General features: G+C 37.9%; 41 protein-coding genes. All 41 read left to right on the forward strand.

Features of this window, described 5'->3' with window-relative positions; genetic code table 11:
- The first annotated feature begins 23 nt into the window (after positions 1 to 23).
- The 41 genes from ACYFX0_RS19685 to ACYFX0_RS19885 all read left to right on the forward strand — a co-directional run bounded on the left by ACYFX0_RS19685 (position 24) and on the right by ACYFX0_RS19885 (position 23,700).
- The gene (locus ACYFX0_RS19685; RefSeq protein WP_460271601.1) at positions 24 to 530 is read left to right on the forward strand and encodes a GNAT family N-acetyltransferase; all 507 of its coding nucleotides are present in this window, start codon (positions 24 to 26) and stop codon (positions 528 to 530) included.
- Positions 531 to 1,024: 494 nt separating this feature from the next.
- Complete coding sequence (locus ACYFX0_RS19690) at positions 1,025 to 2,512, forward strand: S-layer homology domain-containing protein (protein ID WP_460271602.1); 1,488 nt, start codon at positions 1,025 to 1,027, stop codon at positions 2,510 to 2,512.
- A gap of 91 nt (positions 2,513 to 2,603) precedes the next feature.
- Positions 2,604 to 3,053 carry a hypothetical protein gene (locus ACYFX0_RS19695; protein ID WP_193635468.1) on the forward strand — a complete coding sequence of 150 codons (450 nt, stop codon included), beginning with the start codon at positions 2,604 to 2,606 and terminating at the stop codon, positions 3,051 to 3,053.
- Between the two features lie 255 nt (positions 3,054 to 3,308).
- Positions 3,309 to 3,623: a hypothetical protein gene (locus ACYFX0_RS19700; RefSeq protein WP_460271604.1), complete on the forward strand. Its 315-nt coding sequence runs from the start codon at positions 3,309 to 3,311 to the stop codon at positions 3,621 to 3,623.
- Between the two features lie 40 nt (positions 3,624 to 3,663).
- Positions 3,664 to 4,059, forward strand: coding sequence for a hypothetical protein (locus ACYFX0_RS19705; protein WP_460271606.1), 396 nt, complete (start codon positions 3,664 to 3,666; stop codon positions 4,057 to 4,059).
- A gap of 28 nt (positions 4,060 to 4,087) precedes the next feature.
- Positions 4,088 to 4,534 carry a hypothetical protein gene (locus ACYFX0_RS19710; protein ID WP_460271607.1) on the forward strand — a complete coding sequence of 149 codons (447 nt, stop codon included), beginning with the start codon at positions 4,088 to 4,090 and terminating at the stop codon, positions 4,532 to 4,534.
- Between the two features lie 110 nt (positions 4,535 to 4,644).
- Positions 4,645 to 4,851 (forward strand): hypothetical protein, encoded by a 207-nt coding sequence (locus ACYFX0_RS19715; protein ID WP_460271608.1) that lies wholly within the window; start codon positions 4,645 to 4,647, stop codon positions 4,849 to 4,851.
- Between the two features lie 19 nt (positions 4,852 to 4,870).
- Entirely contained in the window at positions 4,871 to 5,071 is a 201-nt protein-coding gene (locus ACYFX0_RS19720) for a defense against restriction DarA-related protein (RefSeq protein ID WP_460271610.1), read from the forward strand.
- 27 nt (positions 5,072 to 5,098) lie between these two features.
- Positions 5,099 to 5,458, forward strand: a complete 360-nt coding sequence (locus tag ACYFX0_RS19725; RefSeq protein WP_221660501.1) for a hypothetical protein — start codon at positions 5,099 to 5,101, stop codon at positions 5,456 to 5,458.
- A gap of 89 nt (positions 5,459 to 5,547) precedes the next feature.
- Positions 5,548 to 6,735: a competence protein CoiA family protein gene (locus tag ACYFX0_RS19730; protein ID WP_460271611.1), complete on the forward strand. Its 1,188-nt coding sequence runs from the start codon at positions 5,548 to 5,550 to the stop codon at positions 6,733 to 6,735.
- 99 nt (positions 6,736 to 6,834) lie between these two features.
- Entirely contained in the window at positions 6,835 to 7,215 is a 381-nt protein-coding gene (locus tag ACYFX0_RS19735; protein ID WP_460271612.1) for a hypothetical protein, read from the forward strand.
- Positions 7,216 to 7,251: 36 nt separating this feature from the next.
- The gene (locus ACYFX0_RS19740) at positions 7,252 to 7,458 is read left to right on the forward strand and encodes a hypothetical protein (protein ID WP_460271613.1); all 207 of its coding nucleotides are present in this window, start codon (positions 7,252 to 7,254) and stop codon (positions 7,456 to 7,458) included.
- Between the two features lie 3 nt (positions 7,459 to 7,461).
- A complete protein-coding gene (locus ACYFX0_RS19745; protein ID WP_460271614.1) occupies positions 7,462 to 7,734 on the forward strand; it encodes a hypothetical protein in 273 nt (90 codons plus the stop codon).
- A gap of 140 nt (positions 7,735 to 7,874) precedes the next feature.
- The gene (locus tag ACYFX0_RS19750; RefSeq protein ID WP_460271615.1) at positions 7,875 to 8,954 is read left to right on the forward strand and encodes a hypothetical protein; all 1,080 of its coding nucleotides are present in this window, start codon (positions 7,875 to 7,877) and stop codon (positions 8,952 to 8,954) included.
- Positions 8,955 to 9,053: 99 nt separating this feature from the next.
- Positions 9,054 to 9,428, forward strand: coding sequence for a hypothetical protein (locus tag ACYFX0_RS19755; protein WP_460271616.1), 375 nt, complete (start codon positions 9,054 to 9,056; stop codon positions 9,426 to 9,428).
- A 58-nt stretch (positions 9,429 to 9,486) separates the two neighbouring features.
- Complete coding sequence (locus ACYFX0_RS19760) at positions 9,487 to 10,062, forward strand: hypothetical protein (RefSeq protein WP_460271617.1); 576 nt, start codon at positions 9,487 to 9,489, stop codon at positions 10,060 to 10,062.
- A 93-nt stretch (positions 10,063 to 10,155) separates the two neighbouring features.
- Positions 10,156 to 10,386 (forward strand): hypothetical protein, encoded by a 231-nt coding sequence (locus tag ACYFX0_RS19765; RefSeq protein WP_460271618.1) that lies wholly within the window; start codon positions 10,156 to 10,158, stop codon positions 10,384 to 10,386.
- A 56-nt stretch (positions 10,387 to 10,442) separates the two neighbouring features.
- Entirely contained in the window at positions 10,443 to 10,769 is a 327-nt protein-coding gene (locus ACYFX0_RS19770) for a hypothetical protein (protein ID WP_221660510.1), read from the forward strand.
- A gap of 114 nt (positions 10,770 to 10,883) precedes the next feature.
- Positions 10,884 to 11,414 carry a hypothetical protein gene (locus ACYFX0_RS19775; protein ID WP_460271619.1) on the forward strand — a complete coding sequence of 177 codons (531 nt, stop codon included), beginning with the start codon at positions 10,884 to 10,886 and terminating at the stop codon, positions 11,412 to 11,414.
- A 13-nt stretch (positions 11,415 to 11,427) separates the two neighbouring features.
- Positions 11,428 to 12,138, forward strand: coding sequence for a hypothetical protein (locus tag ACYFX0_RS19780; RefSeq protein ID WP_460271620.1), 711 nt, complete (start codon positions 11,428 to 11,430; stop codon positions 12,136 to 12,138).
- A gap of 54 nt (positions 12,139 to 12,192) precedes the next feature.
- Complete coding sequence (locus ACYFX0_RS19785) at positions 12,193 to 12,702, forward strand: hypothetical protein (RefSeq protein WP_460271621.1); 510 nt, start codon at positions 12,193 to 12,195, stop codon at positions 12,700 to 12,702.
- 152 nt (positions 12,703 to 12,854) lie between these two features.
- Positions 12,855 to 13,172, forward strand: a complete 318-nt coding sequence (locus ACYFX0_RS19790) for a hypothetical protein (protein ID WP_460271622.1) — start codon at positions 12,855 to 12,857, stop codon at positions 13,170 to 13,172.
- Between the two features lie 39 nt (positions 13,173 to 13,211).
- A complete protein-coding gene (locus tag ACYFX0_RS19795; protein WP_460271624.1) occupies positions 13,212 to 13,550 on the forward strand; it encodes a hypothetical protein in 339 nt (112 codons plus the stop codon).
- Positions 13,551 to 13,564: 14 nt separating this feature from the next.
- Positions 13,565 to 13,732, forward strand: a complete 168-nt coding sequence (locus tag ACYFX0_RS19800; protein WP_460271625.1) for a hypothetical protein — start codon at positions 13,565 to 13,567, stop codon at positions 13,730 to 13,732.
- Positions 13,733 to 13,750: 18 nt separating this feature from the next.
- Positions 13,751 to 13,945: a hypothetical protein gene (locus ACYFX0_RS19805; RefSeq protein WP_460271626.1), complete on the forward strand. Its 195-nt coding sequence runs from the start codon at positions 13,751 to 13,753 to the stop codon at positions 13,943 to 13,945.
- A gap of 3 nt (positions 13,946 to 13,948) precedes the next feature.
- Positions 13,949 to 14,137 (forward strand): hypothetical protein, encoded by a 189-nt coding sequence (locus tag ACYFX0_RS19810; RefSeq protein WP_460271628.1) that lies wholly within the window; start codon positions 13,949 to 13,951, stop codon positions 14,135 to 14,137.
- A gap of 89 nt (positions 14,138 to 14,226) precedes the next feature.
- The gene (locus ACYFX0_RS19815) at positions 14,227 to 14,502 is read left to right on the forward strand and encodes a hypothetical protein (RefSeq protein ID WP_460271630.1); all 276 of its coding nucleotides are present in this window, start codon (positions 14,227 to 14,229) and stop codon (positions 14,500 to 14,502) included.
- A gap of 84 nt (positions 14,503 to 14,586) precedes the next feature.
- Positions 14,587 to 14,730 (forward strand): hypothetical protein, encoded by a 144-nt coding sequence (locus ACYFX0_RS19820; RefSeq protein ID WP_460271631.1) that lies wholly within the window; start codon positions 14,587 to 14,589, stop codon positions 14,728 to 14,730.
- Between the two features lie 85 nt (positions 14,731 to 14,815).
- Positions 14,816 to 15,547 carry a DNA polymerase beta superfamily protein gene (locus tag ACYFX0_RS19825; protein WP_460271633.1) on the forward strand — a complete coding sequence of 244 codons (732 nt, stop codon included), beginning with the start codon at positions 14,816 to 14,818 and terminating at the stop codon, positions 15,545 to 15,547.
- A 102-nt stretch (positions 15,548 to 15,649) separates the two neighbouring features.
- Positions 15,650 to 16,156, forward strand: a complete 507-nt coding sequence (locus tag ACYFX0_RS19830) for a hypothetical protein (protein WP_460271635.1) — start codon at positions 15,650 to 15,652, stop codon at positions 16,154 to 16,156.
- Positions 16,157 to 16,260: 104 nt separating this feature from the next.
- Positions 16,261 to 16,713 carry a hypothetical protein gene (locus tag ACYFX0_RS19835; RefSeq protein WP_460271637.1) on the forward strand — a complete coding sequence of 151 codons (453 nt, stop codon included), beginning with the start codon at positions 16,261 to 16,263 and terminating at the stop codon, positions 16,711 to 16,713.
- A gap of 15 nt (positions 16,714 to 16,728) precedes the next feature.
- Positions 16,729 to 18,798 (forward strand): class I SAM-dependent methyltransferase, encoded by a 2,070-nt coding sequence (locus ACYFX0_RS19840; RefSeq protein ID WP_460271638.1) that lies wholly within the window; start codon positions 16,729 to 16,731, stop codon positions 18,796 to 18,798.
- Between the two features lie 12 nt (positions 18,799 to 18,810).
- A complete protein-coding gene (locus ACYFX0_RS19845; protein WP_460271640.1) occupies positions 18,811 to 19,620 on the forward strand; it encodes an ATP-grasp domain-containing protein in 810 nt (269 codons plus the stop codon).
- Positions 19,621 to 19,625: 5 nt separating this feature from the next.
- Positions 19,626 to 19,868 carry a hypothetical protein gene (locus ACYFX0_RS19850; RefSeq protein WP_460271642.1) on the forward strand — a complete coding sequence of 81 codons (243 nt, stop codon included), beginning with the start codon at positions 19,626 to 19,628 and terminating at the stop codon, positions 19,866 to 19,868.
- 433 nt (positions 19,869 to 20,301) lie between these two features.
- A complete protein-coding gene (locus ACYFX0_RS19855; protein WP_193635500.1) occupies positions 20,302 to 20,484 on the forward strand; it encodes a hypothetical protein in 183 nt (60 codons plus the stop codon).
- A 59-nt stretch (positions 20,485 to 20,543) separates the two neighbouring features.
- Positions 20,544 to 20,813: a hypothetical protein gene (locus tag ACYFX0_RS19860; RefSeq protein ID WP_221660530.1), complete on the forward strand. Its 270-nt coding sequence runs from the start codon at positions 20,544 to 20,546 to the stop codon at positions 20,811 to 20,813.
- Between the two features lie 83 nt (positions 20,814 to 20,896).
- Positions 20,897 to 21,253 carry a hypothetical protein gene (locus tag ACYFX0_RS19865; protein WP_460271644.1) on the forward strand — a complete coding sequence of 119 codons (357 nt, stop codon included), beginning with the start codon at positions 20,897 to 20,899 and terminating at the stop codon, positions 21,251 to 21,253.
- A 95-nt stretch (positions 21,254 to 21,348) separates the two neighbouring features.
- Positions 21,349 to 21,747: a hypothetical protein gene (locus tag ACYFX0_RS19870; protein ID WP_460271646.1), complete on the forward strand. Its 399-nt coding sequence runs from the start codon at positions 21,349 to 21,351 to the stop codon at positions 21,745 to 21,747.
- Positions 21,748 to 21,791: 44 nt separating this feature from the next.
- On the forward strand, positions 21,792 to 22,025 hold the full coding sequence (locus ACYFX0_RS19875; RefSeq protein ID WP_460271648.1) for a hypothetical protein: 234 nt from the start codon (positions 21,792 to 21,794) through the stop codon (positions 22,023 to 22,025).
- Positions 22,026 to 22,046: 21 nt separating this feature from the next.
- Positions 22,047 to 23,132, forward strand: a complete 1,086-nt coding sequence (locus tag ACYFX0_RS19880) for a hypothetical protein (RefSeq protein WP_460271649.1) — start codon at positions 22,047 to 22,049, stop codon at positions 23,130 to 23,132.
- 85 nt (positions 23,133 to 23,217) lie between these two features.
- Complete coding sequence (locus ACYFX0_RS19885) at positions 23,218 to 23,700, forward strand: dUTP diphosphatase (RefSeq protein ID WP_460271651.1); 483 nt, start codon at positions 23,218 to 23,220, stop codon at positions 23,698 to 23,700.

Genomic DNA, 23,700 nt, shown 5'->3' on the forward strand with positions numbered 1-23,700 from the left:
GGTACTATAAGGGGGTTGGCAGGATGTCGTTAAAGGACGAAGAGCGTAAGCAGGTTATTTCCGATAGTATTAAAGATATTGAGGAAGTTATTGTTAAGTACAGTAAGGAGTTAGCAGTAGCTGCAGATAAGGCTAATGCTAGCGGTAACTGGGATGGGGTAAAAAGTTTAAATAAACTAATCGGTAAGAGTTTGAAAACAAAACAAAAATTGGGAGATACGTTATGGGAGTTAGAGATACCTCTACATAATAACTATGTTAAAGTGACTGTAGAGGAGTTTGATGAATACGTGTATTTGGCGGCGATTAAGGTGTCTCCCGGTTATAAAAACAGGGGTCATGGTAGCAAAGCGTTACAAAAAGTTATTGATTTCGCTGCTTCTAGAAAGAAACCACTACTGGCGTTTGTTACAGGTGAGTTAGGTGGCGATGTAGCGAGGTTAAAGGTTTGGTATAAGCGATTTGGGTTTTATGAAGAGCATAACGTAATAAACGCTGAGTACAACTACAACTTTAGGAGAGATTGGTAGGGTTTATATGTATGGAAAAGTAGCGGATGTGTGGTACAAGGATAAGGAATATCAGGTGTTTGTAACATGTACATTTAGGGATACACCGGAGGACTTGAGTCGGATGGGTTTGTATAGATTGACAAACGCTCTGTTAGAGAACCCAGAGCTTGCAGTCGATGAAGTTGTGGGTTTAATAAACGAAGGAAAACTTTAGGGTTTTCCTTTGAAAATAGGAATATAGATAAAAGATTTATTTTTGATAACAATGATGAACATGAAAAACAAAAGCAGGTATATACTAACCTTAACAACAACTTAGCTGCATGTTTTCTAGTATGTGCGGATAAGAAGATTAGTAATATAAATAAGCCTGGTTTTGATAGCTAAGTACATAAATATGTGTTTACGGACTAAAATAAAGGAAGTCTGGGGGCTAATATATTGTATAATGTGTATAGAAAAATATTGAAAACAATAAAAACAAAAAATATAAAAGGAAGAGGGAATTACAAATGAAAAAACAATATAAGAAGATGGTAGGGGTTGCCGCAACTGCTGTAATGGCGGTTACAATGGTATCAGGGGTAGCACAAGCACAAACAGTAGATACATTAAAAGTAGGTGAGGCTGCTTACGCACAAGGAGTAGCACAATACAATGTACCTATTACATTTGATAAGCCTGAGTATACTGTTAAAAAGGGAACACAAGGTTTTGTACATAATTTAGTAGATATTTTAGGTTTAAAAGCTCAGGTACAGACTTCAGAAGGTATTAGAAATTTAGATTACTATGTGAAGTACGATGTTAATTCTGTAGATGTGAATCAAGTAGGGGATTATCGTGTGATGTTTAATTTAGATAAAACGGACGATAATGGGTTAGCTAGATTTGTAGGTAAAGGTGAAGCTGTAGTGCATGTTGTGGAGTCAGGAAAGCCTATCATTTCGTTTAAGACTGAAGATATGGTGGCGTATGTAGGTGATACATTTAACCCTGCTGATTACATTAAAGCCATTGATGACGAGGATGGAGACATTACGGGTAAGGTTAAGGTGTTCGATTTAAAAACATGGAAGCCGCTAAGCGTACTAAGTCAAGAGGGCGACTACAAATTACAGTTTACGGTTAAAGATAGTGATGGGAATCTGGCTGTGGAGGAAAAAATCTTAAAGGTGTTACCTAAGAAGCAGGTAGAAGACCAAGCACCTGTGCTGAACGTTCCGGGCGAAGTTACAATTACTGAGGGTTCTGAGTTTAAGGTGATGGATGGCGTAACTGCTAACGATAAGGAAGATGGGAATATCACTTCTAAAGTAACGTATAGCGGAAATGTAGATGTAAACGTACCGGGAGTGTACGAGGTTACGTATAAGGTTGTTGACTCAAAAGGGCATGAAGTTACAGCAAAACGAAAAGTAACAGTGGAAGCTAAACCAGAAGTTAAGCCGGAAGTTAAACCAGAAGTAGATGGTTCAGCGTTTACAGATGTGCCTAAAGATAGCTGGGCTAAAAAGGCAATCGACCAATTAGCAAAAGACGGGTTGGTTAAAGGTTACGGAGACGGACGCTTTGGTTTTGGCGATAACGTGACTCGTGGTCAGGTAGCTTCTTTAATCAGCCGTCATCTGAAACTAGCGGATGTTCAAGGTGGAACAGAGTTTGGGGATATTAAAGGTGATATCTTTGAGCAAGATATCAAGAATGTAAACCATGCAGGGATTATGGTTGGTGATGGTTCTGGTAACTTCCGTCCAAACGATGGATTAACACGCTACGAGCTATCTGCTGTACTTAAAAAAGCGTTTAAACTAGAGGCTAAAGGGGTGGAAAACTTTGCGGATGTACCTAAGGGGCATTGGGCATATGATTACACTCGAATCCTTCTAGGTAACAATATCTCAAACGGTATGGGAAATAACGAGTTCGCAGGTAACACAGTAGTAAAACGTGAGCAGTATGCACAGTTCTTATATAATGAAATTGTAAGAAAGGCATAAATCGGTATACACGAGAGTATGTAAGATAGCGGGGGTTTAGGTACTCCCGCTATTTCTGTATAAAATACTAGGTAAGTAATGGGGGTTTACGATGTCGGCTTGGTTTAGTGACTTTAGGCAAAAGCTGCAGTACACAAAATATGATGAGGATAAGACAAAAGGGTTGCTCGATACAATAGAGGAGCTTGATGAGTTTACATTTCGAGATATGCCGGGGTTTAAGAGGATACATACAAAGGAAAATGGTAACGATATTACGCTCTTTATTAAAGTAAGTAAGGATAATCGGATACAGGAAGTGTATGTAAATAACGGAAAAGTGTACAATGCACCTAGCGATTTAGCTACATGGGGTTGTCTAGGTGGGATAGCGGTTATTGTGGCTCTTGTAGGGTGGTTTTTAGTTTCTGTGGTGTCAGTCTTCATGGATGGTGTAGAAACGGACACAACGCCCGACAACCCGTATATAGAGGATTTTAACGGTGATGGTTTAGGAGGAACAAAAGAAGACCATGATATATACCATAAATACTACAAGTAGAAGATGGTTTTCATGTTATGTTCCATGTGAGTAATGAAGTGACTAAAGTTACCGGGGAGTGGAACGAGGCAGGAGAAAAAGACGGGAAGGGTTACTGAAAACCTTAAAGAGATATAAGCTGATTTCATAAAGAGGTCAGCTTCTCTTTTACTTCATTATTGACTAAAATATAATAAACTGGTATAGTAAAGGTAACAAGTCAAGTAATAAGCGGAAGTAAAAATACGTTATATAAACTAATCGGAGGGAAAGAAAATGGCAAAAACATTCACTAAAGTACGTAAATGGGTAAAAGAACAAGGGCATGAAATAGAAGATAGAGAAGCGTATGGGGATGAAGTTTGTGTGGTTATTCGAGTAGCTCTAGGAGACCGTGTACTTTCTTTCCGATTAGAGCAACGTGAAAGCACAATTTATCATAGCATTCGAGGAATGAAGGGTGACCCAAAAGGTATGTACTTATCGGTTATTGGTAAGCGACGTTGTTCAAGTATGCTGCAAAGTTCTCAAAAGGAAGCAATTACTGAAATGGAGAGATTTATTACTGAAGAAACAAAGAAGGGTAATTAAGTTTTTAATACGTATAAATAGTTGAGAGGGGCTGCGGGTAATGGCAAAGACAAGAAATAGATATTATAATCCAAATCCTAAAAAGAACGATACAAGCGACTGTGTAGTTAGGGCGCTTTGTAAGGCTACGGGTAAGGACTGGGATACGGTATACAAGGAGTTATATGCTTTAGGGTTTGAGTTGAAGGTAATGCCAAACGATAAGGATGCATGGAGAGAGTATTTAAGACGAAACAATTTCATTGAGCATAAGATTTCAAATAAGAAGGGGACAAAAAGACCAAAAGTACAGTCATTCGCAATCAGTAACAAGGAAGGTACGTTTGTATTACAGGTAGCAAAACATATTGTGACTTGTGAAGATGGATATTTCTACGATACGTGGGATTGTGGGGAGTCAGCACTGTACAGTTACTGGGAAAAGGCAAGTGCATAACAAAGAGGAATAGAGAGGAGATAGAATCATGAGTTTTACGTGGGAGCAAATGTTAAATTACCTTAAACAATTTGATGGGAAGTTTTATCCTAGGGATAATGAAGAGGGTGTGTTGGAAGCAACAAAAAAGATTGAGGAAATCTTAAAACGTTTCGGGTTTCAGTACCATAGTTCTTTTAACATGAGAATACGTAAATTTAGATGTAAAGATACTTCATGGTTCTATCGTTTATATAAAAATGAGCATGACTACGTAGAGATACAGGTAGGTTACATTATTCAAACAAAACCGTACGGTCGGGGAAGAAATAAGCAGACGTATATAACTGGATACGAGGGTATGTGCAGGGTTTATGAGGAGGTTAAGGAAATCAATCCAAGTACAGGAAAGCCGTATCAAATCGGAGATATAAAACATGTTAATGCGAACTATTCCTTGATACTGACAGATAGAGGATGGAAAAGCGGCGATTGATATGTGGGGGCTTTCTTATTAGTTCTATATAAGAGAATATTGACTAAAATATAATATTATGGTATACTTTAGGTAATAAAGCGATATGTAAATTACGGGAGGTTTTATAAATGAAAGTATCAAAGGCACAAGAAAAAGTATTACAGGCGTTGGTAAATCCGTTTAGCGAAAACGTGTCACGCCATCCATCTGATGCGTATAATCAAAGAACAATAGGTAGCCTTATTGAAAAAGGTTTAGTAGAAAAGTATCACTATCAAGGGTTTTTACATGGGGCAATTCGATTAACTGCTGCAGGTAAAGAGTTCCTAAAATAATAACTGGGGGTAAGGGTTTATGGGAAAACATTGGTATGGATATACATTAAGAGGATGCAGTCCGGGTTGTCAGCCTAGAGATTTTGTAGATACAGATGAGTCATTTGGAAAATTCGGAGCGGTTGCGTATAACAGGGAATTAACGGAACAGGAATTAGACAATTACGAGTTATTCGTAATTCCGGAAGCAGATGCGAAGATGTTAGGGGAAAGTAAGTAAACAGTAGGGATTGGAGGAGGGGTTACTATGAAAGGAATATCGAGACCGCAGTTGTCAGTTTTGCTGCTTATGTACAAACAGAATTACAAACTAATTTGCAATGAGGGTGCTGATTATAAGTGTTGGTTAGAGGATGAGAACGGTGTAAAGCTGCCATATGTCATAAACCGAAATACCGGAAATTCACTACATACTGGTGGTTGGGTTGAGGGAGATATGTCTGTCGCTGTACGTGGTAATAAGTTCTATCATAAGCTTACAAAGAAGGCTAAAAATAGGTTGGAGTTTTGGTACGGTTTCCCGTCATACCGCCGAGAAATGGACAGTTTATTGACCATTTTACATCGGAAAATGCATGTTAAAGAGTCAGTAAAAACAGTGAGGTGAGTATGTAGATACTCACTTTTTTGTTTGAAATGAACAAGAATTAGGTAGCGGAAATAAAACAAAGAAACAAGAAAGGGGAGTGTAATTATATGGGTGTAAAGTTGAATTTTGCATTACAAGGAGACGCAATAGTCTCTATAGACGATAGGTTATTGCGTGGTGTGATTTATACATGTCCTCATTGCGGTGAGGATGTCGTGTTTCGAAAAGGGAGCAAGCGGGAACACCATTTTAGTCATAAACCTGATAGTCAGTGTTCGGTCACAAAGGAGACGTTGTTGCACTTTGAGGCAAAGCATTACATATCGAGGGCTATTAAGAGGGGCGAAGATATAAAATTAGGTATAGGGTTAGATTACTTTCCATCTAGAATTAAAAATGTGTTTTGTTCCTTAGGGGTAGAGGATTATAAAATTTCAGTCTTAGATGTGTTAGCACATTACAAGAAGGTTAGAGATATCAGTTTTGTTGAGTACCCTGTGGGTGATTATGTGGCTGATGTAGGGGTTTTAGGTGATTATAATGCTATGGATGTGGTTGAAGAAGATATGAAGCCTTTTGTGTTCGAAGTATTTGTGACGCATAGAAACGAAGATAGTAAAGTTAAGTATTTTCGGGACAGTAATATACATTACATTGAGGTAGTTCCGGTCAGGGTTGGAAAGGATTTTGTATTCCAAGTTGAGGATTGTTTTATTTCTGAGTTTATTAATAGTATAGCGGGGGATATTTCAAAGAAGGTGACGGATGTTTGTTACGAGGAGTTTAAGTCTGATGTGTTGCGGGTAGCTGAACAGAGGTTAACAGGTGAGTTGCTATCTAGTTACAAAGATAAGGCATTTTCAGAGGTGGAAAGGAAGTTGAAGGCGGTTAACTTAAGGGACTTTATTAATGGGCGCACGTATAAGAAAATGAACAGTATTGAGGCGAAGGTATATAAAAGAAATGTAAGTAGAAGGGTAGAGTTGTTGGGGATTTCTTATCAGTCAGGTAAGGATGACAAGCAATGGTTAACCATCAATAACTCGTTTATTGTGGCAAATGAAAGAAATCTATTATATGCTCTTATATCTGAATTGCAACAATTCTACGCTATGGAGGTTCTTGTGGATTATGGTGGCGGAGGTAGATATGCAAAAGCAGTAGGAATTAATGTGCTGCTGCCTAACAGTACAATTATAGGTGAGGAGTTACATAAGGTGTTAGATTCTGCGGTTGCTGCAGTTAAAAAAGGTTGGGTAGAGAAAGAAATAGATGACTACGATTTTATTGACTAGCAGGATTACCCTGCTTTTTCCTGACTAGCTATTGACTAAAATATAATAAATTGGTATAGTATAAGTAACAAAAGGGAACAAGAAGGGGTTGCAGTGGTTATGAAGGATACAGTAGTTCGAGTAATAGATGAAAAGAAGGATAATGGGCTTGACGTAATCAGTAAGTTGTTGGCAAGTCGACATTTAGATAATGGGGATAGAGCAAGAGTGCAGGTGGTTCGCCGTGAGTTTTCAAAACTGGTTAATGCGAAGGGGCGTAAACAAAGGTTAGAAGCTTATGTAAGAGCTGCACGAACACTTGATAGTTTTAAGAGTAAAGAGGATGTAGCAGTTGAAGTAGGTGAAAAAGTATCCATATTGCGTTCGTTAGTTGAGGATTTGCGCTCACTATATTGGTTTGTAGATGCAGTAAACCCTGCTGAGGATTGTATAGGTAGGGAAAAGGTAGACAAAATATTGGCTCGTGAGTGTGTGGCGTAAAGCAGTACACAATCATATGTGCTTGGGGGTAAAGGTGTGAATAATCGGGTAACAAAGAAGCAAAACAAGAGGTTAAAGGTAGCTATTCGGGAATTAAACAACGATGTAGCTGCTGATTTAGGTGATGAGCCTATTTCTGATATAAAGGTACTGGAAACATTCAATAAGATTAAAAACAAGCCAGAATCGGTAAATAAAACGCTTAGAGATTACCGTAAATACATAGTAGGAAAGAGGAGATAAGTAATGAGAAAAATATATAATGAGAATCCGCCAAAAGACGGGGTAAAGTGGATAGTAAAGAATTTGAAGATATGTTTCAGCCGTGATGGGATTATCGAGGCTTGTAATAAGAACATTGAGCATTGGTTAGATAATGGGGTTAGTGAGGATGACAGTGGTGTTCAGTTTATGAGAAATCTAATCAATGAGATGTACTTTAACTCACACGCTATGATGTTTGAATATTACTCTAGAAAGTTAGAAGAGTACGAGAAGGAAGCTGTAGAGGGTAAGTAATTGCTTGATAAGGGTGTACGTGTTTTTAATACGTATACAGTGTAAAATAAAGCCAGTAGAGCGAAATAAGTTATTGTTCTGGTGGTTTTATTTTTATTTATCTTGTTTTATTCAACTAATATAGAAAAAGGATGAGGTCTATGGATAAGCAGAGGGTTTTAGTAGAGTTACATGAAGATATAAAAACACTTACAGGTGGTATAGGGTTTACAGTTGAGTCTATTTCGGATACAGAGGGTAAATTGCAGAAATATTTTGATGTTATGAAAAAAGTTATAGAACTTCCGGATATAGGTAGTCTTAATGCGATTGAGAAGGTTACTGTATTGAATGATTCAACAAACAATACAGAGGTTTCAGAGGTCAAAAAAGCTTATGTTTTCGAAAGAAGGTTACGTGGCGGGCAGTTACAAGGAAAAGATTGTTTTGTACCGGAGCAGATAGTTAGGGATTTAGAGATTGAGCATGGGGATTTGGTGTACGCTGTCGATGATGGGTTGACAGGTAAAGGAAAACCGAAACATAAATTCGAAGTAGCGGAGAGAAGAAATATGCCACCAAACGAGGACAGGGTTGTTATTCCTTATGCTATTGTAGATACAGATTTTGAAGATGGGTGTCTCTGTGTAAAGATGGATATGTCAAGAAACCCAATTATGGTTAATGGGAAAACAGAACCGCTAAGACTTCCCGAGGGTGATGTAGAAAACTTAGGGGTTGTAAGTGGGGATGCGATTGATGTGGCATATTCTAAGAGCAACCCTGATATTGTAAGGGTTGTTTGGAGGTATGATTCTGATTTTGTTATGGATTTCTCAAACACGGTTACGTTTTCTAAGAAAAAAGAAAAGGTGAAAAAGGCATACCAACAAACATTGAAAGGTAAGACAGTCCTTATGGTTGGTTTTGAACCGGGTCGAGCGAAGATGGAGGAAGAGGTTACTGGTCGAGGTGGGAAGTTCCTTTGGTTACACGGAAAGAAAGAACGTGAGGTAACTATCCGTAAAAATCTTGAAAAAGCAGATGTAGCCATCCTAATGTTAGAGTTCATCGGGCATGGCGGTAACGGTAGCGGAACAAAAGGGGTTGTGAAGCTTTCTAAGGAAATGGATGTTAAATTTGCAAGTATGCATCCGGTAGGGCGTTCTCTGTTTATCAATAAGGTATATGAGCAGCTAGGGATTACTACGGCAGAAGATAAAACAGTAGTTAGTAGTTAAAGGAAAGAGGGGTAAATTTACCTCTCTTTTTTGATAAACTGAATAAGGAAATCTAAGTAACATCCTTGTATAGTAGAGAGTGTAAAGGATGTGTAGGTTATGACTTCTGGAGATATGTTACTGATTATGATTAAGTGGGTAGGTATTTACCTATTGGTAGGGATTAATGTGGTACTTATTTACAATGAAACAGCTATTAAGAAAATGGCTGATGGTGTAAGTGAGACTACCCCATTTGATTATAAAATAATATACGGAGTTCTTATTTCGATGGTGATGATATTTTGGTTGCCTTTTGTCATTTGGGATATCGGAATGGATATAAAATTCGCTATTGAAAATCTATTGGGGTATGAAGATGATGAAGATTTGGAAGATGAAGATTTGGAAGACGAAGATGAAGAAGATGATGGCGGTGCTGGCGAAGGAGAGGAAGACAGTAAAGAAAAGGAAGATGTAGAAAAAACTAACTAGGGGTGAGAGATTCATGGGTTTGGGTTTTAGAGAGGCTAAGGTTCATGTACTGGATGTTATGCAGACTGCTCAGTTAACTGAGGATGAGCGTAAAAAGCTGCAGGAAGTTATAGACATGTTTGATGCAGGAATTAAAAAGAACGAGGATAAGGACGCAGCGTTTGCGATGGGGTTAAAACTTACCAATGCTGCGGGTACAAGTGGTTTTCAGAAATTATTTGATGCCTGTCGTACATTATTTGGTAGTGTACCTAAGCAGTATGAGTCAGCTCTGGCGGATTTGGAAGCAACACAGGGGTTACAGGAAGATATTCTACATGCGCTAGAGCTGCTTAAGGATGTAGACTTCGATAAGGCGGGTAAAGATTTAAATATAATTCGTCAGCATAGACGGCATGCTAAGGATTATATGGAGATAACAGAGCCAATCTGGAAGTTGTCTCAAAGATACCCGGGAATTTTAAATGAAATCGCCCAAATTCAAGGGCATGTAAAGAAGGTTAAGGAGAAACACGAAGCAAGAACGTATACACCGAGGGAGTTATCATCACTCGCTATAGCGTTCCAGTTGGCAGATTCGATTAAAGAAGAGGATAAAAACGTGGTACTGCAGAAGCAGAAGGTTGAGAGCTAGGGGGCAGCATACCCCCTTTTCTTATGTCTATTTATTGACTAAAATATAATAAACTGGTATATTATAAAGAAAGAACAGACAGGGGGATTTGTTGTGAAATATAGACCAAAACGATTAGACCACTCCAGTAAGTACGGGTTAAAGCCGGAACAGTTCGAAAAAGATATAGAGGAAAATCAACGTAAACATGCGGAAAGGAAGAAGAGATTTAAACAAACATTGGTTGATTTAATGAATGATACAACCTATCAAGAGGATAATTTTCATTTAATTCTGGAGTGTATGCGTGAAATAAAGGAAGAGAATCAAAAAGCAGCAGGGTGAAATTTGGTAATTATGGGAAAGTATGTAGAGCGTTATATAGGAAGGGTGAGGGTGGAATGTTGAGACAACTTAGAGAGAAAGTGAGTACAGAGTTGGCAGAAGTAGAAAAAGGAGTTCTTGAGCTTGGGGACAATCGAGATACAGTAGAGGGGCGAAAGCTTCGTGGGAGGTTAGATGGGTATTCTGAGATTTCTATAATACTAGAGAAAAGAGGAATCAAAGAGTTACAAAAGCAAACAAGTAAGTGGCTGTATGTATCTAGGGATTGGGAACGTAGTGTAGCTAATGTTCTAAGCGAGGATGAGTTAGCGTTCTTTAGTGGTAGAAAAGCAGTATTTGTGGAGATAAATAATATGTTGGTACATAACGGAGTTATAGGTTAATGAAAGCCTATGCTCTTTTTTCTTTATAATATTGACTAAAATATAATAAACTGGTATAGTATAAGTAACAAAGGAAAACAAAAGGGAATAAAGAAACGGAAGGGGCTACATAAAATGACTGTAGATATGTTAAAAATCGCTGAGGGCGGAATGGAAGTAGCAAAGGGTTTACAAGAGAAAGCGTTAAGCAAATTTAACGAGAGTAACAACTGGAAAGATAATGAAGAAGCAGGAAAACAATACGGGAGACTGCTTGCGTATGGTAAAGTAAAGGATTTATATTTACTTGCCATGTTAGATGAAATGTGGAAGTTCTTACATACTTGGGAGTACCATGCAAAGGTAAGAGAGCGTGATTTTAGTAGTCGTGGTGATTACAAAAAGGCTGCGGAATATACGGGTAAAATTGAGGTATACAATGAGTTAAAAGAGGTTCTTATGAAAGATGGGAAAGCGAAGGCTACTATTAAAGAAATCAAATCCGAATTAGGGCAAAACATGTATCACCTAGAGGACGCTTATGGGAATCGTTTCAAAAAGCGAGGACATGAAATCAAAATGATAGGGGCTGCGGTCAGTCAACTACCTGCAGGTGTAAGTCCTGTCGAGGCAGCAATTGGTCGCGAAGTTTTAATTTTAAAATAAGGGAGAGGTACGTATGATACCGTTTAATTTAAAAGTAGAAAAATATAAAAACCATCCAATGGACAACAAGTTCGGGATGATTATTACAAATACACAGTATGCAAACTATCCAGTAACGATTGTCGATAATAGCGAGGAGGTAGTGGACGGGAAATATACTAGTAAACCTGCTTTATGCTTGATTCACTTATCGGAGAATGTACGAACGTACACAAGGTTAAAACTATTCGATGAGTTCTTATATGTAAGTTTCGCATGGAAAACACCAACGTATCGAATGTATGATTATAAAAAAGAAGAGCTTCCAAATGAAAAAGTAGTTGCGATACTAAAAAACGTTGTATATGAATTACAGCCTAAGTTACAGACACGTTCATGTGTAGGTTGGAAAAGTGGAAAATTAGAAGATGACCCGAATTATTATGTAGGGCATTACGTGTTAAACGATGAGGAAGAGTATACAGTCTTTAAGTGTGGTAAGAAATATGGGTTTGTTAAAGGGAAGTATGATTATTCCGAATTACTTGAAACGTCCGACAAGTGCCTGTACATGGGTGAAATCGATTTTGAGCTATATGCCTTAGCGGTTGACGTATATGAACGTAGAGCGCAAATTGTAACAAAGACAAACCAAATGTTAGATGAGGGGAAAGAGGATTCTATTCTGGAGTACCGCGATTTAAACAAAAAACTAAAAGGGTTATTGGTGGAAAAGAATTATTGATAGTTGATGGAGGGGTGAATCCCTCCAGGTAGTTTAAATAAAGGAGCGGTTATTATGATTCGAGGTAGATTATATAAGTCTAAGTATGCAGGTAAAACAATTTATGGAATCTTTACAAGAGTAGTAGATGAGGTGTGGGGTACTTGGGTACAACACGATAAGGGAGAGCCTGAGGCAATTGAACTTTCTTTATTGGAGGAAATGACATCCGAAGATTGGAAACATCTGCAGGAGCTGAACGAGACATTACAGGAACGCAGAGTAAGTGTGGGGTTAGAAACGAAAAGACGTGAAGCATCTGATATGGCAGTAACAGCCATACAGCTAGGTGATAAAGAGAAGTTCGAATATTGGGATGGTATGTGTTCTGCATATAAGAAAGTGATTCAATTCTATGAGGATTTACCTATAGATGAGGTGATTGTACAGGTAGTAAAACTTGCAGGTAAGAGCAAAGATGCGGAACAAGATTCTCTGAAGACGGGAGCAAGTCTAGCTGCTAGTCATTCGAAAGGGAGATACGAAGCGTATGAAGAAGCATTGAAAATTGTAAGAGAAGCGTAAAGATGATGACTATGTTATGATTGTATAGGCGGTTCTAGTAGAAGGAGCGGGTTTGGTCACCTGCTTCTTTTTGTTTATCTATTGACTATAATATAAAATTCTGGTATATTTAAGACAAGGAAATTAAGGGAAAACATAAGGAGGAAATCAAGATGCAAGTACAAGAAAAAATGGTAGAAATTAAACCAGAGTTACATAAAGAGGTAGGTAGACTTAGCAACGCTTTAGTAATGGTTAAAGTCTATGATTGGTCTGAGCGTGGCGAAGATGGTTTTGACGTTGAAATATTCTGTTATGATGCAAACAATCCAAAAGAGTATATAGAGTGTTGGGTAACGAATACATATACAGCAGATGAGGGAAAAGATGCTATGAATCGTGCGAGAGCGGTTCTACGTACGGTTAAGAGCTGGTTTGAATACGATAAGGAAGTCACAGTTGAAGCGAAGGTCGTGAAGTACACAGCGTAGGTCTGTGTACTTCAGTCTTACACAAAGGGGGTTCAAAAGATGCAGGTGGTTGGTTACGGTGAGCGTAAAAAGGTTCAAAATGAGGTTATTGAGAAAACGGTAGATGTTGTGGAAGCAGCAAAGTCACTAACACAAAAAGAACAGGTTGAGTTGCAGTATTTATATATGTTAGGTTACCGATACATTGCAAAAGATAAGAATAGAACTGCACAGGTATGGGAATGTAAGCCAGAACGTACTCCGGCAGGTTGGATGTCAAAGGAAGTCTTCCCGGTAAGAAAGCAGTTTTTAGAGTATGGACAATACTTATTTATTGAATGGGAACATACACCAGTTAAAATATCTGGATTAATTGATGTTTCTGGACTTACTAAATAAAAGGAGTGGTTAATGTGGCAGATGTACTTCATCCATTTTACTGTACATTTTGTGGGGAAACGTTAAAAACAAAAGAAGAGTTTGATAAGCATTATCAAGAGGAAATGGATGCGTTCAATAAAAGGAACGAGTTAAGTGAGGAACAGGTATTTGATTTAGTATATAACGAAAACAATTACTAAGGTAAAGAGGTGTAAAGTATGGCGGGTCATGTTTGCGATAGAATGATAGAGGTTAATGGGAGTTTGCCTAACTACGATAAGGTTTCTGTAGAGAAAGACCTGGAGTTGAACATCTGGGAAGTAACGGGGCAAATGGGAAATGAACGTATGGAGTTCCCAGTTGATTACTGTCCTTTTTGTGGTAAGGAGTTAGCTAAACTAGAGGAGGAATAGGTCATGATTAAAGTAAAAAAGTTTGCGGATGGTCTGTATACACCATGCGCTGACTGTGAAAATACAGCAAACAATCGTGTCAAAATTGCAAAGGTAAAAGTTGAATTGTGTGATAGCTGCTTGGAGGAGTTAGTTGGTAAAATCGAAAACCGTGAAACAATAGCTTATGATTTTCCAGAAGACTGGCGATAGTTCAAAACTTGCAGGGATGTCAGTTACATCTTGTTGTAAAGAGGTTAAGGTGCGGAAATATACGGGAATACATAAGGAGGAAGATGAGGATGTACATTTACAAAATTAAATTAGGTGACCCATTTTCTAGTAGTGACTGGGGTTGGGAAAATCTATTTCATGTTACTGATTTTACTGAAGAAGAATTTAAAGATGTACTAACAAAAGCGGTTCGGTTTGCTAAGTATGAAGGTAGAACTTTAGATGTAAATAACATATGTGAAGTGTTATGTAAAGAATATGGGTTTACCACAATAGAAGACAACACTACGATTTCTTACTCTATAGATGATATCTTGGATGAAGTTAGCAAGGAGTCTCGGTAAGAAATAACTAGTATAATACTAAAATCGTTAAATAGTAACTTATGATTTTTAGAAGGATTGGTGAGGGTTGTGGAAGATAAAAACATGTTTATACAAACTAGAGTTGCTGAGTATTTCCAAGAGATGTCTAGTGAGGGGAAGCAGGTAAACGCCAGAGAATTAGGTGAAATACTTGTAGAGTGGGAGTACCAGTGGGGAATGCGGAAAGTTCAAGAAGGGGCTAAATAAAGCCCTTTTTCTTATGGGTAAATATTGACTAAAATATAATAAATTGGTATACTATAAGTAGAAAATAAGCGGAGAGGTGTTTAGAATGAAAAGAAGATTGCTGTTTGGTATGGTTGGTGGGAGTCATAATCATGGGTTGGATGATGAGACTTCGGATGTAGATAAAAAGGAATTTTATGTACCTACGTTTTTAGATATGTTCCACAATGTCAAAATTGAAGACACAAAAATTAGTGAAAGCGTAGATATAGTGGTTAAAGATATTCGGAGTCTAGTCAACTTATTTACGAGAGCAAATCCAGACTCCATTGAGATTTTATTTTCTAAAGAGTTTACAACAAACGAAGAAACCGAGGAGTTTTTCAATCTGTTGTACAACTTGAGGGACGATATTGCCAAGATGAATTTACCGGGGTTTATTTCTTGCTGCTTAGGGACAGCGTTAAACAGTATGAAATGGGCGGCGAAAACGGATGATGAGTCTAGAAAAGGTAAAGAGTTGATGAGGGCGTATCGTGTACTGGATTTATTCCTTAAGTATTACGGTAATGGGTTTACGGATTTCGGCTCTGCTCTTTTATATAGCGGTGAAGAGCGAGAATTTATGTTACGTATTAAGAGTGGGGAAATCCCGTATGACGAGGCGTTAAAGCTAGTTAAAGGTAAAGAAAAAGAGGTTCTTAATTTAAAAGAAGAAATTTTCAAGAATCATAGCGAAGAAGAATTTAAAGAAACAAAGAGACGATTAGAGGCTGTTTTAGAGGCTGTAACAATGGAGTTTGTCGCTAGAGATTTAAGCGTGGCAGGGTCTAACTAAAGACCTTGCCTTTAAACTGACTTACTATTGACTAAAATATAATAAAATGGTATAGTTTAACTAACGAAAACAAAGAACTTGTAAACGAGAGGGAGAAATGAAATGGATGAAATTAAAGTAATTGAAGAGTTTCCTGATAAAGAGATAGTCGCTTCTGGGAGTATATCTATCGCAGATAGCGAATGGATGACAGATTTTTATGTAGGTGATGATTTTAAAGGTAGTTGGGGTGATATTGTTTCTTTCGCCTGTGAGGTGTTAGGAAGTCAAAACACTTGGTTAATTGCACCTAAGTTATATAACCGTGGGTGGTCAAACAGTGGTTATGTAGGTTGTATTTACGATAAGGAAGTCGATTTCCCTGTTGATTGTGTTAGTGGTGGTAAAAGGGTTAATCTTATTCAGTCAAATTCACATCCTCAATTATTTTTCGGGTTCGGTAAAGATGAGTCTTGTGTGTTTGAGGGTAGTTGGGGACATATGGTTGCTTTCGCTTGCGAGGTGCTTGCCTGTGACAACACAAAGTTAATTGCGCCGGAACTATATCGTGAGGGTTGGAAGAATGAAATGTACCAAGACAAAATAGCTAAATATGAAGTACGGGACTAGGGATTTAACTCCTTAGTCTTGGAAGATGTCGGTGATAAGCGAGAACAACATACAGGGTTTTCAGTAAGTTACACTTAGGTTAGAAAGCATAGGGAGTGTTGGTTATGGATTATAACTTAAATGAAGTACATAAAAAGGCGATACGTATTTTGATGAAGCCAAATCCAAAATTTAGAGACGGTCATCCGGGTTACACGTTCTCTGGGGAGTTAGGGATTGCCGTTCGACAACTAACAAAAATGGGTTTGGTTGAGAGGGTACAGCATCTACCTACGGGCGGGATGTTATATCTAACACGTCAGGGAAAAGTAGTCGGTAACACGTTTAAATATGAACATGTGTTAAAAGGGTTGCAGGTAAGTGATGCGCAGAAGAAGGTGTTATACAAACTAAATCATGCGTACCATCGACCACATCCAATTGAGGAGTATAACAAACGAACAGTGCAGTCATTGTTAAATAAAAAATTAATTGAGAGATATCCGTGTGAGGGTTGTCCAAAAGGGGCAGTACGGTTGACAGGGGTAGGTCTTAATGTATTACGTGCGCTAGGTTAAAAATAAATCTGAGGTGTGGGGGTAAATAAGGTGAAGAGTATTGATGTAATTGAGGATTATTTAGCGGGCGAAGAATTCGGTTATCCTGAGTGGTTAATGCATTTAGTGTCAGCGGAAGAGGTTCATCAGAATTATGAAAATGTAAAAACGTTAGGGACAATAAAAACCGATGCGGTGCTACAGTACGTGTATCGAACGTTGCAGGTGTTGGATGGGTTAAATATAGACGAGGAATTGTATCAAATTATTGAGACGGTTTTAACATATAGCGAACTAGCAAAGGCAGGGTCTTTAAAGCAGCGTGAAGAGTGGATAAGTAAAGGGTTTAACTTGATGGTACACAACGAGGGTTCTGCTGATATTTATAAAAATATTTGTCTGGGTGACGACGAAGACGAAGATGGAGATGGAGATGGAGATGGTTTACAGGATACATATTATGCGTTCATCAGAGACCTAATTAGAACACATGGGTTAATTGGTCAGTATATTCGAGGTGAGGCTCGTCTAGAGTCCCATTACGAGTTGGTACATGCCCATAAACAAAAATATGGTGTGGAAAAGCTAAAGGATGTGTTACGTCATTTGAATCACTGCATTATTGCGGGTGTGTCTGAGTCTCTATGGAATGAAGTTAAAAATGATGTGGTTATTGCGATTGAAGGTATTTTTGAGGGACATAAAGAGCCGTTTACGTCACGTATACATAGGTTAACAGCAAAACATAATGAGTCAGTTAGTGAGAAACTTGATATCATGGGCAGCCAAAAATGGGATATCAAAAACTTTTTAGCAAATAAGGACTTATGGTATGTAGAACCTGCTATGCACTCACTTAGTTTCGAGGATGTTTGGACGGTACTTGTTCTGGTTAAGAAAGCAGTCGGGGATAAAGATGTACGGCATATCCACTTTGAAAAACTAATGCAGCAATTACATTACGATTTCAAAGGTGAGAAGAAGGATAACGTGTACCGTAAACGAGTTATTGAGAAGTATTTACGTGAATATCGTGAAACGAAAAACCCGGATACAACGCATGTTTCATTTGAGGTCGGTATTGATGAGGAAATGAAAACGGCGCATGTTTCGTTCCAGTTCTCTGGTATGGGTGAGGCGATTATAACGTTCTGTGTAGAGGCTGAGAAGGTCGATATGATGCATGCAAGAGCAACTGTAATGCTGTTTGATTTCTTTGGGTTACGTAAAGATGCATATGACCGATTCCACAACGAGGAAGTGTATTTGGAACATATGAATAGTTCAGCCGATGATAAACGGGTTATTCTCGATTACCTTAAAGGCGAGACGATTGTAGATGTGGGACCCGGTGGTGGAGTCATGTTAGACATGATTGAGGAAGAAACCGAGGGTAAGAAAATCTACGGTATTGATATTTCTGAAAACGTAATTGATGCACTTAAAAAGAAAAAGCAGGATGAGTCACGCTCTTGGAATGTCATTAAAGGTGATGCGTTAGATTTTAGTGGCTCGTTTGAAAAAGAATCCATTGATACAATCGTGTATTCTTCTATTTTACATGAGTTGTTCTCGTATATTCCTTATGAGGGTAAAAAGTTCAACCATGATGTAATTAAAATGGGTCTACAAAGCGCATACAACGTTTTAAAGCCGGGAGGTCGTATTATTATCCGTGACGGAATTATGACCGAAGACAAAGGGTTAAAACGTGTGATTCGCTTTAAAGATGCGAGCGGGATGAAGTTCTTAGAGCAGTACGCTCATGAGTTTAAAGGTCGTGAAATCCGATATGAGGTAGTGGCAGAGAATACGGTCAAAATGTTGGTTAACGATGCGATGGAGTTTCTATATACATATACGTGGGGTGAGGAGTCCTTCGTACATGAGGTGCAGGAGCAATTCGGAATTTACACGCCAAACGAGTACAAAGAATGTGTAAAAGAAGTATTTGGGGATAAGGTACAAATTGTGCAGGCAATGAGTTACCTGCAGGACGGGTATACATCTCATTTAAGTAAACAAATCGATTTTGAAGATGAGTCAGGAAACGCAGTAGATTTACCAAATAGTACGTTCTTTATGGTGTTAGAAAAAGCGGAGTAAGGGGGTTGTTGTATGAGATGGTTGGTGCAGGAGTTTTTAAACAAAGGAGAAAATAGTGTCCGAATGATGAAGGCACTAGATGAGTGCAATACGGAATACCTATTAGTGAAGATAGAAGAGGATAGTACGCTTACGGTGTTAGATAAAGAAACGAAAGTACCTGTTGAGGACTCGGATAGGGTTCTCAACAACTTTACAAACGGTCACAGGGTTGTGGTATATGGTTCAAAAACACTGTCGGATATAGCAAAAACTATGGGGTTGTATCCGGGTACGTTCCATAACGAGAACTTTGAGTTTGATGTGTTCCGTGGTTGGTTAGGAAATGAACTGGTAAACCATGATTTTGTTTGTGGGGAGCTGCAGGAGCTTACACCGATTGCAGATAAGTTCTTTATTAGACCTACGGGAAATACAAAACTGTTTACGGGTCAGGTGGTTACAAGAGAAGAGTTCTTGGATTGGCAGGAGCGTGAAAACCGGGAGGGTAGTCCGTATGAGGGGCAAAGATTGATGATGTCTCCAGTACGAGAACTGCTTTCAGAATATCGATTCTTTGTTGTGAATCAGCGGGTTATTGCAGGTTCTAGTTATCAAGTAAACGGTAAGACAGATGTAACAAAGCCTATATCGGATAGTCTGTTAGACTATGTGGAAGGTAGGGTTTTCGAGTTCTGGGTAGCGGATTCTTATGTTATTGATGTAGCGGAAACACCTGATGGATTTAAGGTTGTGGAATATAACAATACGAATACATCTGGTCTGTATGGTTGCGATGAGGTTGCTATCGTACAAGCCATAAACAAAATACAGGAGGGTTAATGGTCATGAAAGTGTTAGAGATGCAATATACCAAAGAGGATAAAACGTCGTTACAGTCTAGAACAGTAGAAGTGAAGGACTTTAATGAGTACCATTACGATGTAAAAGAAGAAGGAAAAGGGCTTCCTATAGATGCGGATTATGTGCTAGGTTCTTATTATAAGCATGCGAACGGTACAGAATTTATCTTTGAGTTTCTAAGTGAAGGTAAGGTCTGGGTACATTACGCAAAGGTTATTGGGGTGTAATACGTATAGATGAATTAAAAAGCTATCTCAACATAAGAGATAGCTTTTTCTATTAACCTATAAAGAACATATAAACGGTTATAATTCCTGCAACAATATAAAGTAACTCTTTTAAAACTTTACATACTTTCTTTGTAACGCCCCATGCTTTTTTCATAAATTGTTTCATGTCTACCACCTCCTATTACTGTATTGAGCTAAAAACGCAAAACTCCTTATTTATTTTTTAAAAAAGTTTCTAAAATGTTTTAGCCTTATATAATAGACTTTTAGATATATGTTTATAACGAAAATTAGATATTATTTTGAATTAATTTGTTCTATCTATTTATTAGATAAGGGAAGAATTATAGAAACATAAAACATTGACTAAAATATAATAAAGTGGTATATTTAAGACAAGAAAAACAAACAAACTTTGGGGGTAAGGAAAATGGAACTTAGAGAACAGTTATTAGAACTTGCGGGACGACTAGAGGCGGTAGCAAACGAGTTAGATTCGTTAAACGTAAATACACATGAAAGTGGTTCTGCTGAGGATAAAAAACTGGAAGCCATTTATATAAACTTACGTAACCAAAAAGAAGAGTTGGAAGATTTCGCTGAGGAGCTATAAGCTCCTTGGGGATTAACATGTATAATATAGAATAAAAATAGGAAATGGAGATGGTAAGTATGTTTATTACAGGTACTGCTTCTGCAACACGTTATGATATTTTTGTGAATAAGGTGGAAGATGAAAAAAGTAGAGACTACGGAAGATTTGTTGTGTCTGTATTGAATTTTGGTGAGTGTTATGTGGTGAATAGCCTACGAAAAGTTGGCTCTGAAATTTATTACAAATCAAAAAATGGGGCAAGTACAATGGACTGTGCAAACATTCAAAATCTAATTGCAAGCTGTTTTGAGGGTGTAGAAGAGGTTGAGTACACAGCTATCCGATAAGGTCGAAACATGTGGGGATTCCTGCATGTCTACGGAAGAGTAGCGCTCTCCGTACTGATGAGACAATCTAAGGGGGAGTTATGATGGAGAAGTTGTATGAAGGTGAATATAAGTTCAAACATGAAGATAAAACAATGCGTGACATTGATTTAGATAAAGTAAAACAGGTGGATGATAAGTATCTGACAGTATTTAAACCTTACTATGCTATGGTAGTAGATAACGGAAGGGTTATTTTCGCCTTTTATAATGACGAGTGGTATACAGTATTTAAACTTAAATTTGCTCAAAAAGATGAGCAGGGTAACGAGTGGACTCAGTGCGGAGAAGAAAAAGTGTTTACTTGGCAGGACAAGGACAGTACACGCAAAGTAGTGGTGGCTGAGTTCTGGACGGATACTAAATTCGAGTATGAAGAGTCCAAGTACATTTCGGGTTAATGTAAGGTACTGGGGGCTTATATAAGCCCTCTTTCTATAAAGAGCGACAAATACTATATAAAAAGAAGAGCAAGGCTCAGAAAGGGTGTATATGCGTGATAAACAGAGATAGTGTAGATATGAGTAACTTAGTCGTACCTAAACTTGGAGGTATGGGAATGGGCAAGAGTTTTTTAATGCCTGACCTTAGTTTTTTAGAGATTCGGGTTATGTCTGAGTACAATGAACACATGTTAGGTATTCGAAGAAAGCGTAATTGGTTTGTGTGTACAAAAGAGGATGGGGTCATTGCTTCTGGAAATTCGCTGCAGGAGGTTGTAAAGAAATGTGGAGCAAGTTCGGTTAAAGTGTTAGGTTCGGGGTACTGCGAGTTTCAAATAAAAGATGAGTGGTATCGGCGTACAGCGTGGGCATACAGAGGGCAAAGTCTCATGAATAAAGATGGGTATACGGTTGATGATGTGAGAAATAGTTGGAGTATGGATTTAAATTAAAGGTTTAGTAATATAAGGTTCAAAATGCTTAGGAGGTTCATATTATGCAAATTACAAGCAGTCAGGCGTTTTTCTGGGACAGAGATGCGGATGAGTATTACCTGGTTAATTTCCAAGAAAAAAGGTATATGAAGATAGCAGAGAAAGGCAGTAAATACTACGAGTTATGTAGTCATTTATACTGTAAAAGTTGGGATATGGCTGAGAATCCATATAAAATTTTATCAACGTTTAGAAAAGTAGATAGATTACGACAGATTGATGGTTGTGAAGATTGATATAAGTGGGAGGGTAATAATGTGGTAAGTAAAGGAAATGTTATTCAATCAGAGTTACGTGCAGTATGTAAACATGCGGAGGTTTTTCTTAGTCCGAACGTAATAAAAGGGGTATTGAGTGATACAACAAAAGGGTTTATCTTCTTTAATTCCGCTAATAGCGATGATTATTTACATATTGTCAATTATCTAGAAAGAAAAGGGTACGCAAGGACGCAGGTTATGGAAGCAAATCCTTATGATGGTTGTGAAGATGTTGAAGCGGAGGCAGTCTGGTACAGTACCGAGGCGTATCAAGTCTGCAAAGATAAAGGGTTAAGTATAGAAAAGTATAATAGGTGTTTTGAGTTCTATATTACTGAGGAAAAGGGTACGGATTACGAATTAGTTGTAGATACAGGTACAAATACTTGGGATGTTTTAGTAAGTAAGGATACAGACAGGGGTGTAGGTATGGATAAGTGGGAAGGTTTAAAGGGTCAAATTGAGAACAAAATAAAAAGTGCAAAGGGAATAAAAAAGAGGGACTATAAACAGGCTGAAGTGTTAGAGGATGTTTTAAATCTTATGTCAGGTATTGAAAATAGTGAAAAGGCTGAGATGTCTGAGGTTATGGAGTTACAGAGAGAAACGAATGAGTTAACACATGCAGTGGTGGCGTATTATCAGATTGGCTTAGATAAAGAAATAAATGAATATATGAATAAGATGGCAGTGGTAGTTGCTAAATCTAAAAAATTAAAAGAAAAGACGCAGAGTGCTACTGTGGTGTCTGGAATAAACACGTTACTTGGGTTAACTAATACGGTGTTATCTGCGATTGAGTTTTCTGTGTCTGATTTTCAAGAACTGGCAGATAAAAAGTATGAAGAAATGTATGGAGAGTCTGTAAAGGCTAGTATATTGGCTACACATTTAGTTGAGTTGTCAGCACATGCAAGAATGTTGGCTGCGCATGGAAATGATGAAGAATCTAAAACGGGGAATGCGGTTAAGGAGTTAGCATCCGAGTTAGCTGCGGTTAATGGGATTCCTCCGGAAGAGTTTAAGGATTTAGCGGTTAAGAGATATTTAGATTATAACGAAAAATACTGGGGTCGAGTATGACCCTTATTTCTTTTTATAATATATTGACTAAAATATAATAAAATGGTATATTTAAACCAACGAAATATGGAGAGGGTGACGGGTTGTGGATATTGTTAAATTTTTCGAATTTCAAACGGGTATAGATTGTGAAATTGCTAAGGAAAAAGGCGAAAACAATGTGGATTTTTTATGGGATAAAATCATTTCTCTGCAAACTGAAATAGGTAAACTGTCACAAGTAAGTAAACGGTTCGATTTAACCGATGAAGATGCTATGGACACTATATTTAATGCGTATATGGGTGTACTAAGAGGGGTGTTATCTTTAGGTGTTGTAATGCGCTGCCAGAATAGAATCTTCACCTATAAGTTTTCTAATTTGGATACATTTACGCCTTTAAAGGTTTATTTAACTAAAAGCTTTCATCATGTAATGTTTAAACTTTCTATGATGTATGCGGGTACAAGTAACAATCAACTACCAATAGGTAGAGACTACAAAGAAGTGTTAGGGACTATACTAGCTATCGGAAACTATTATAGGTATACGGAAGAGGAGCTATATGAAAGTCTTGTAAAACAATAA

This window comes from Bacillus sp. NEAU-Y102, from assembly GCF_054788175.1.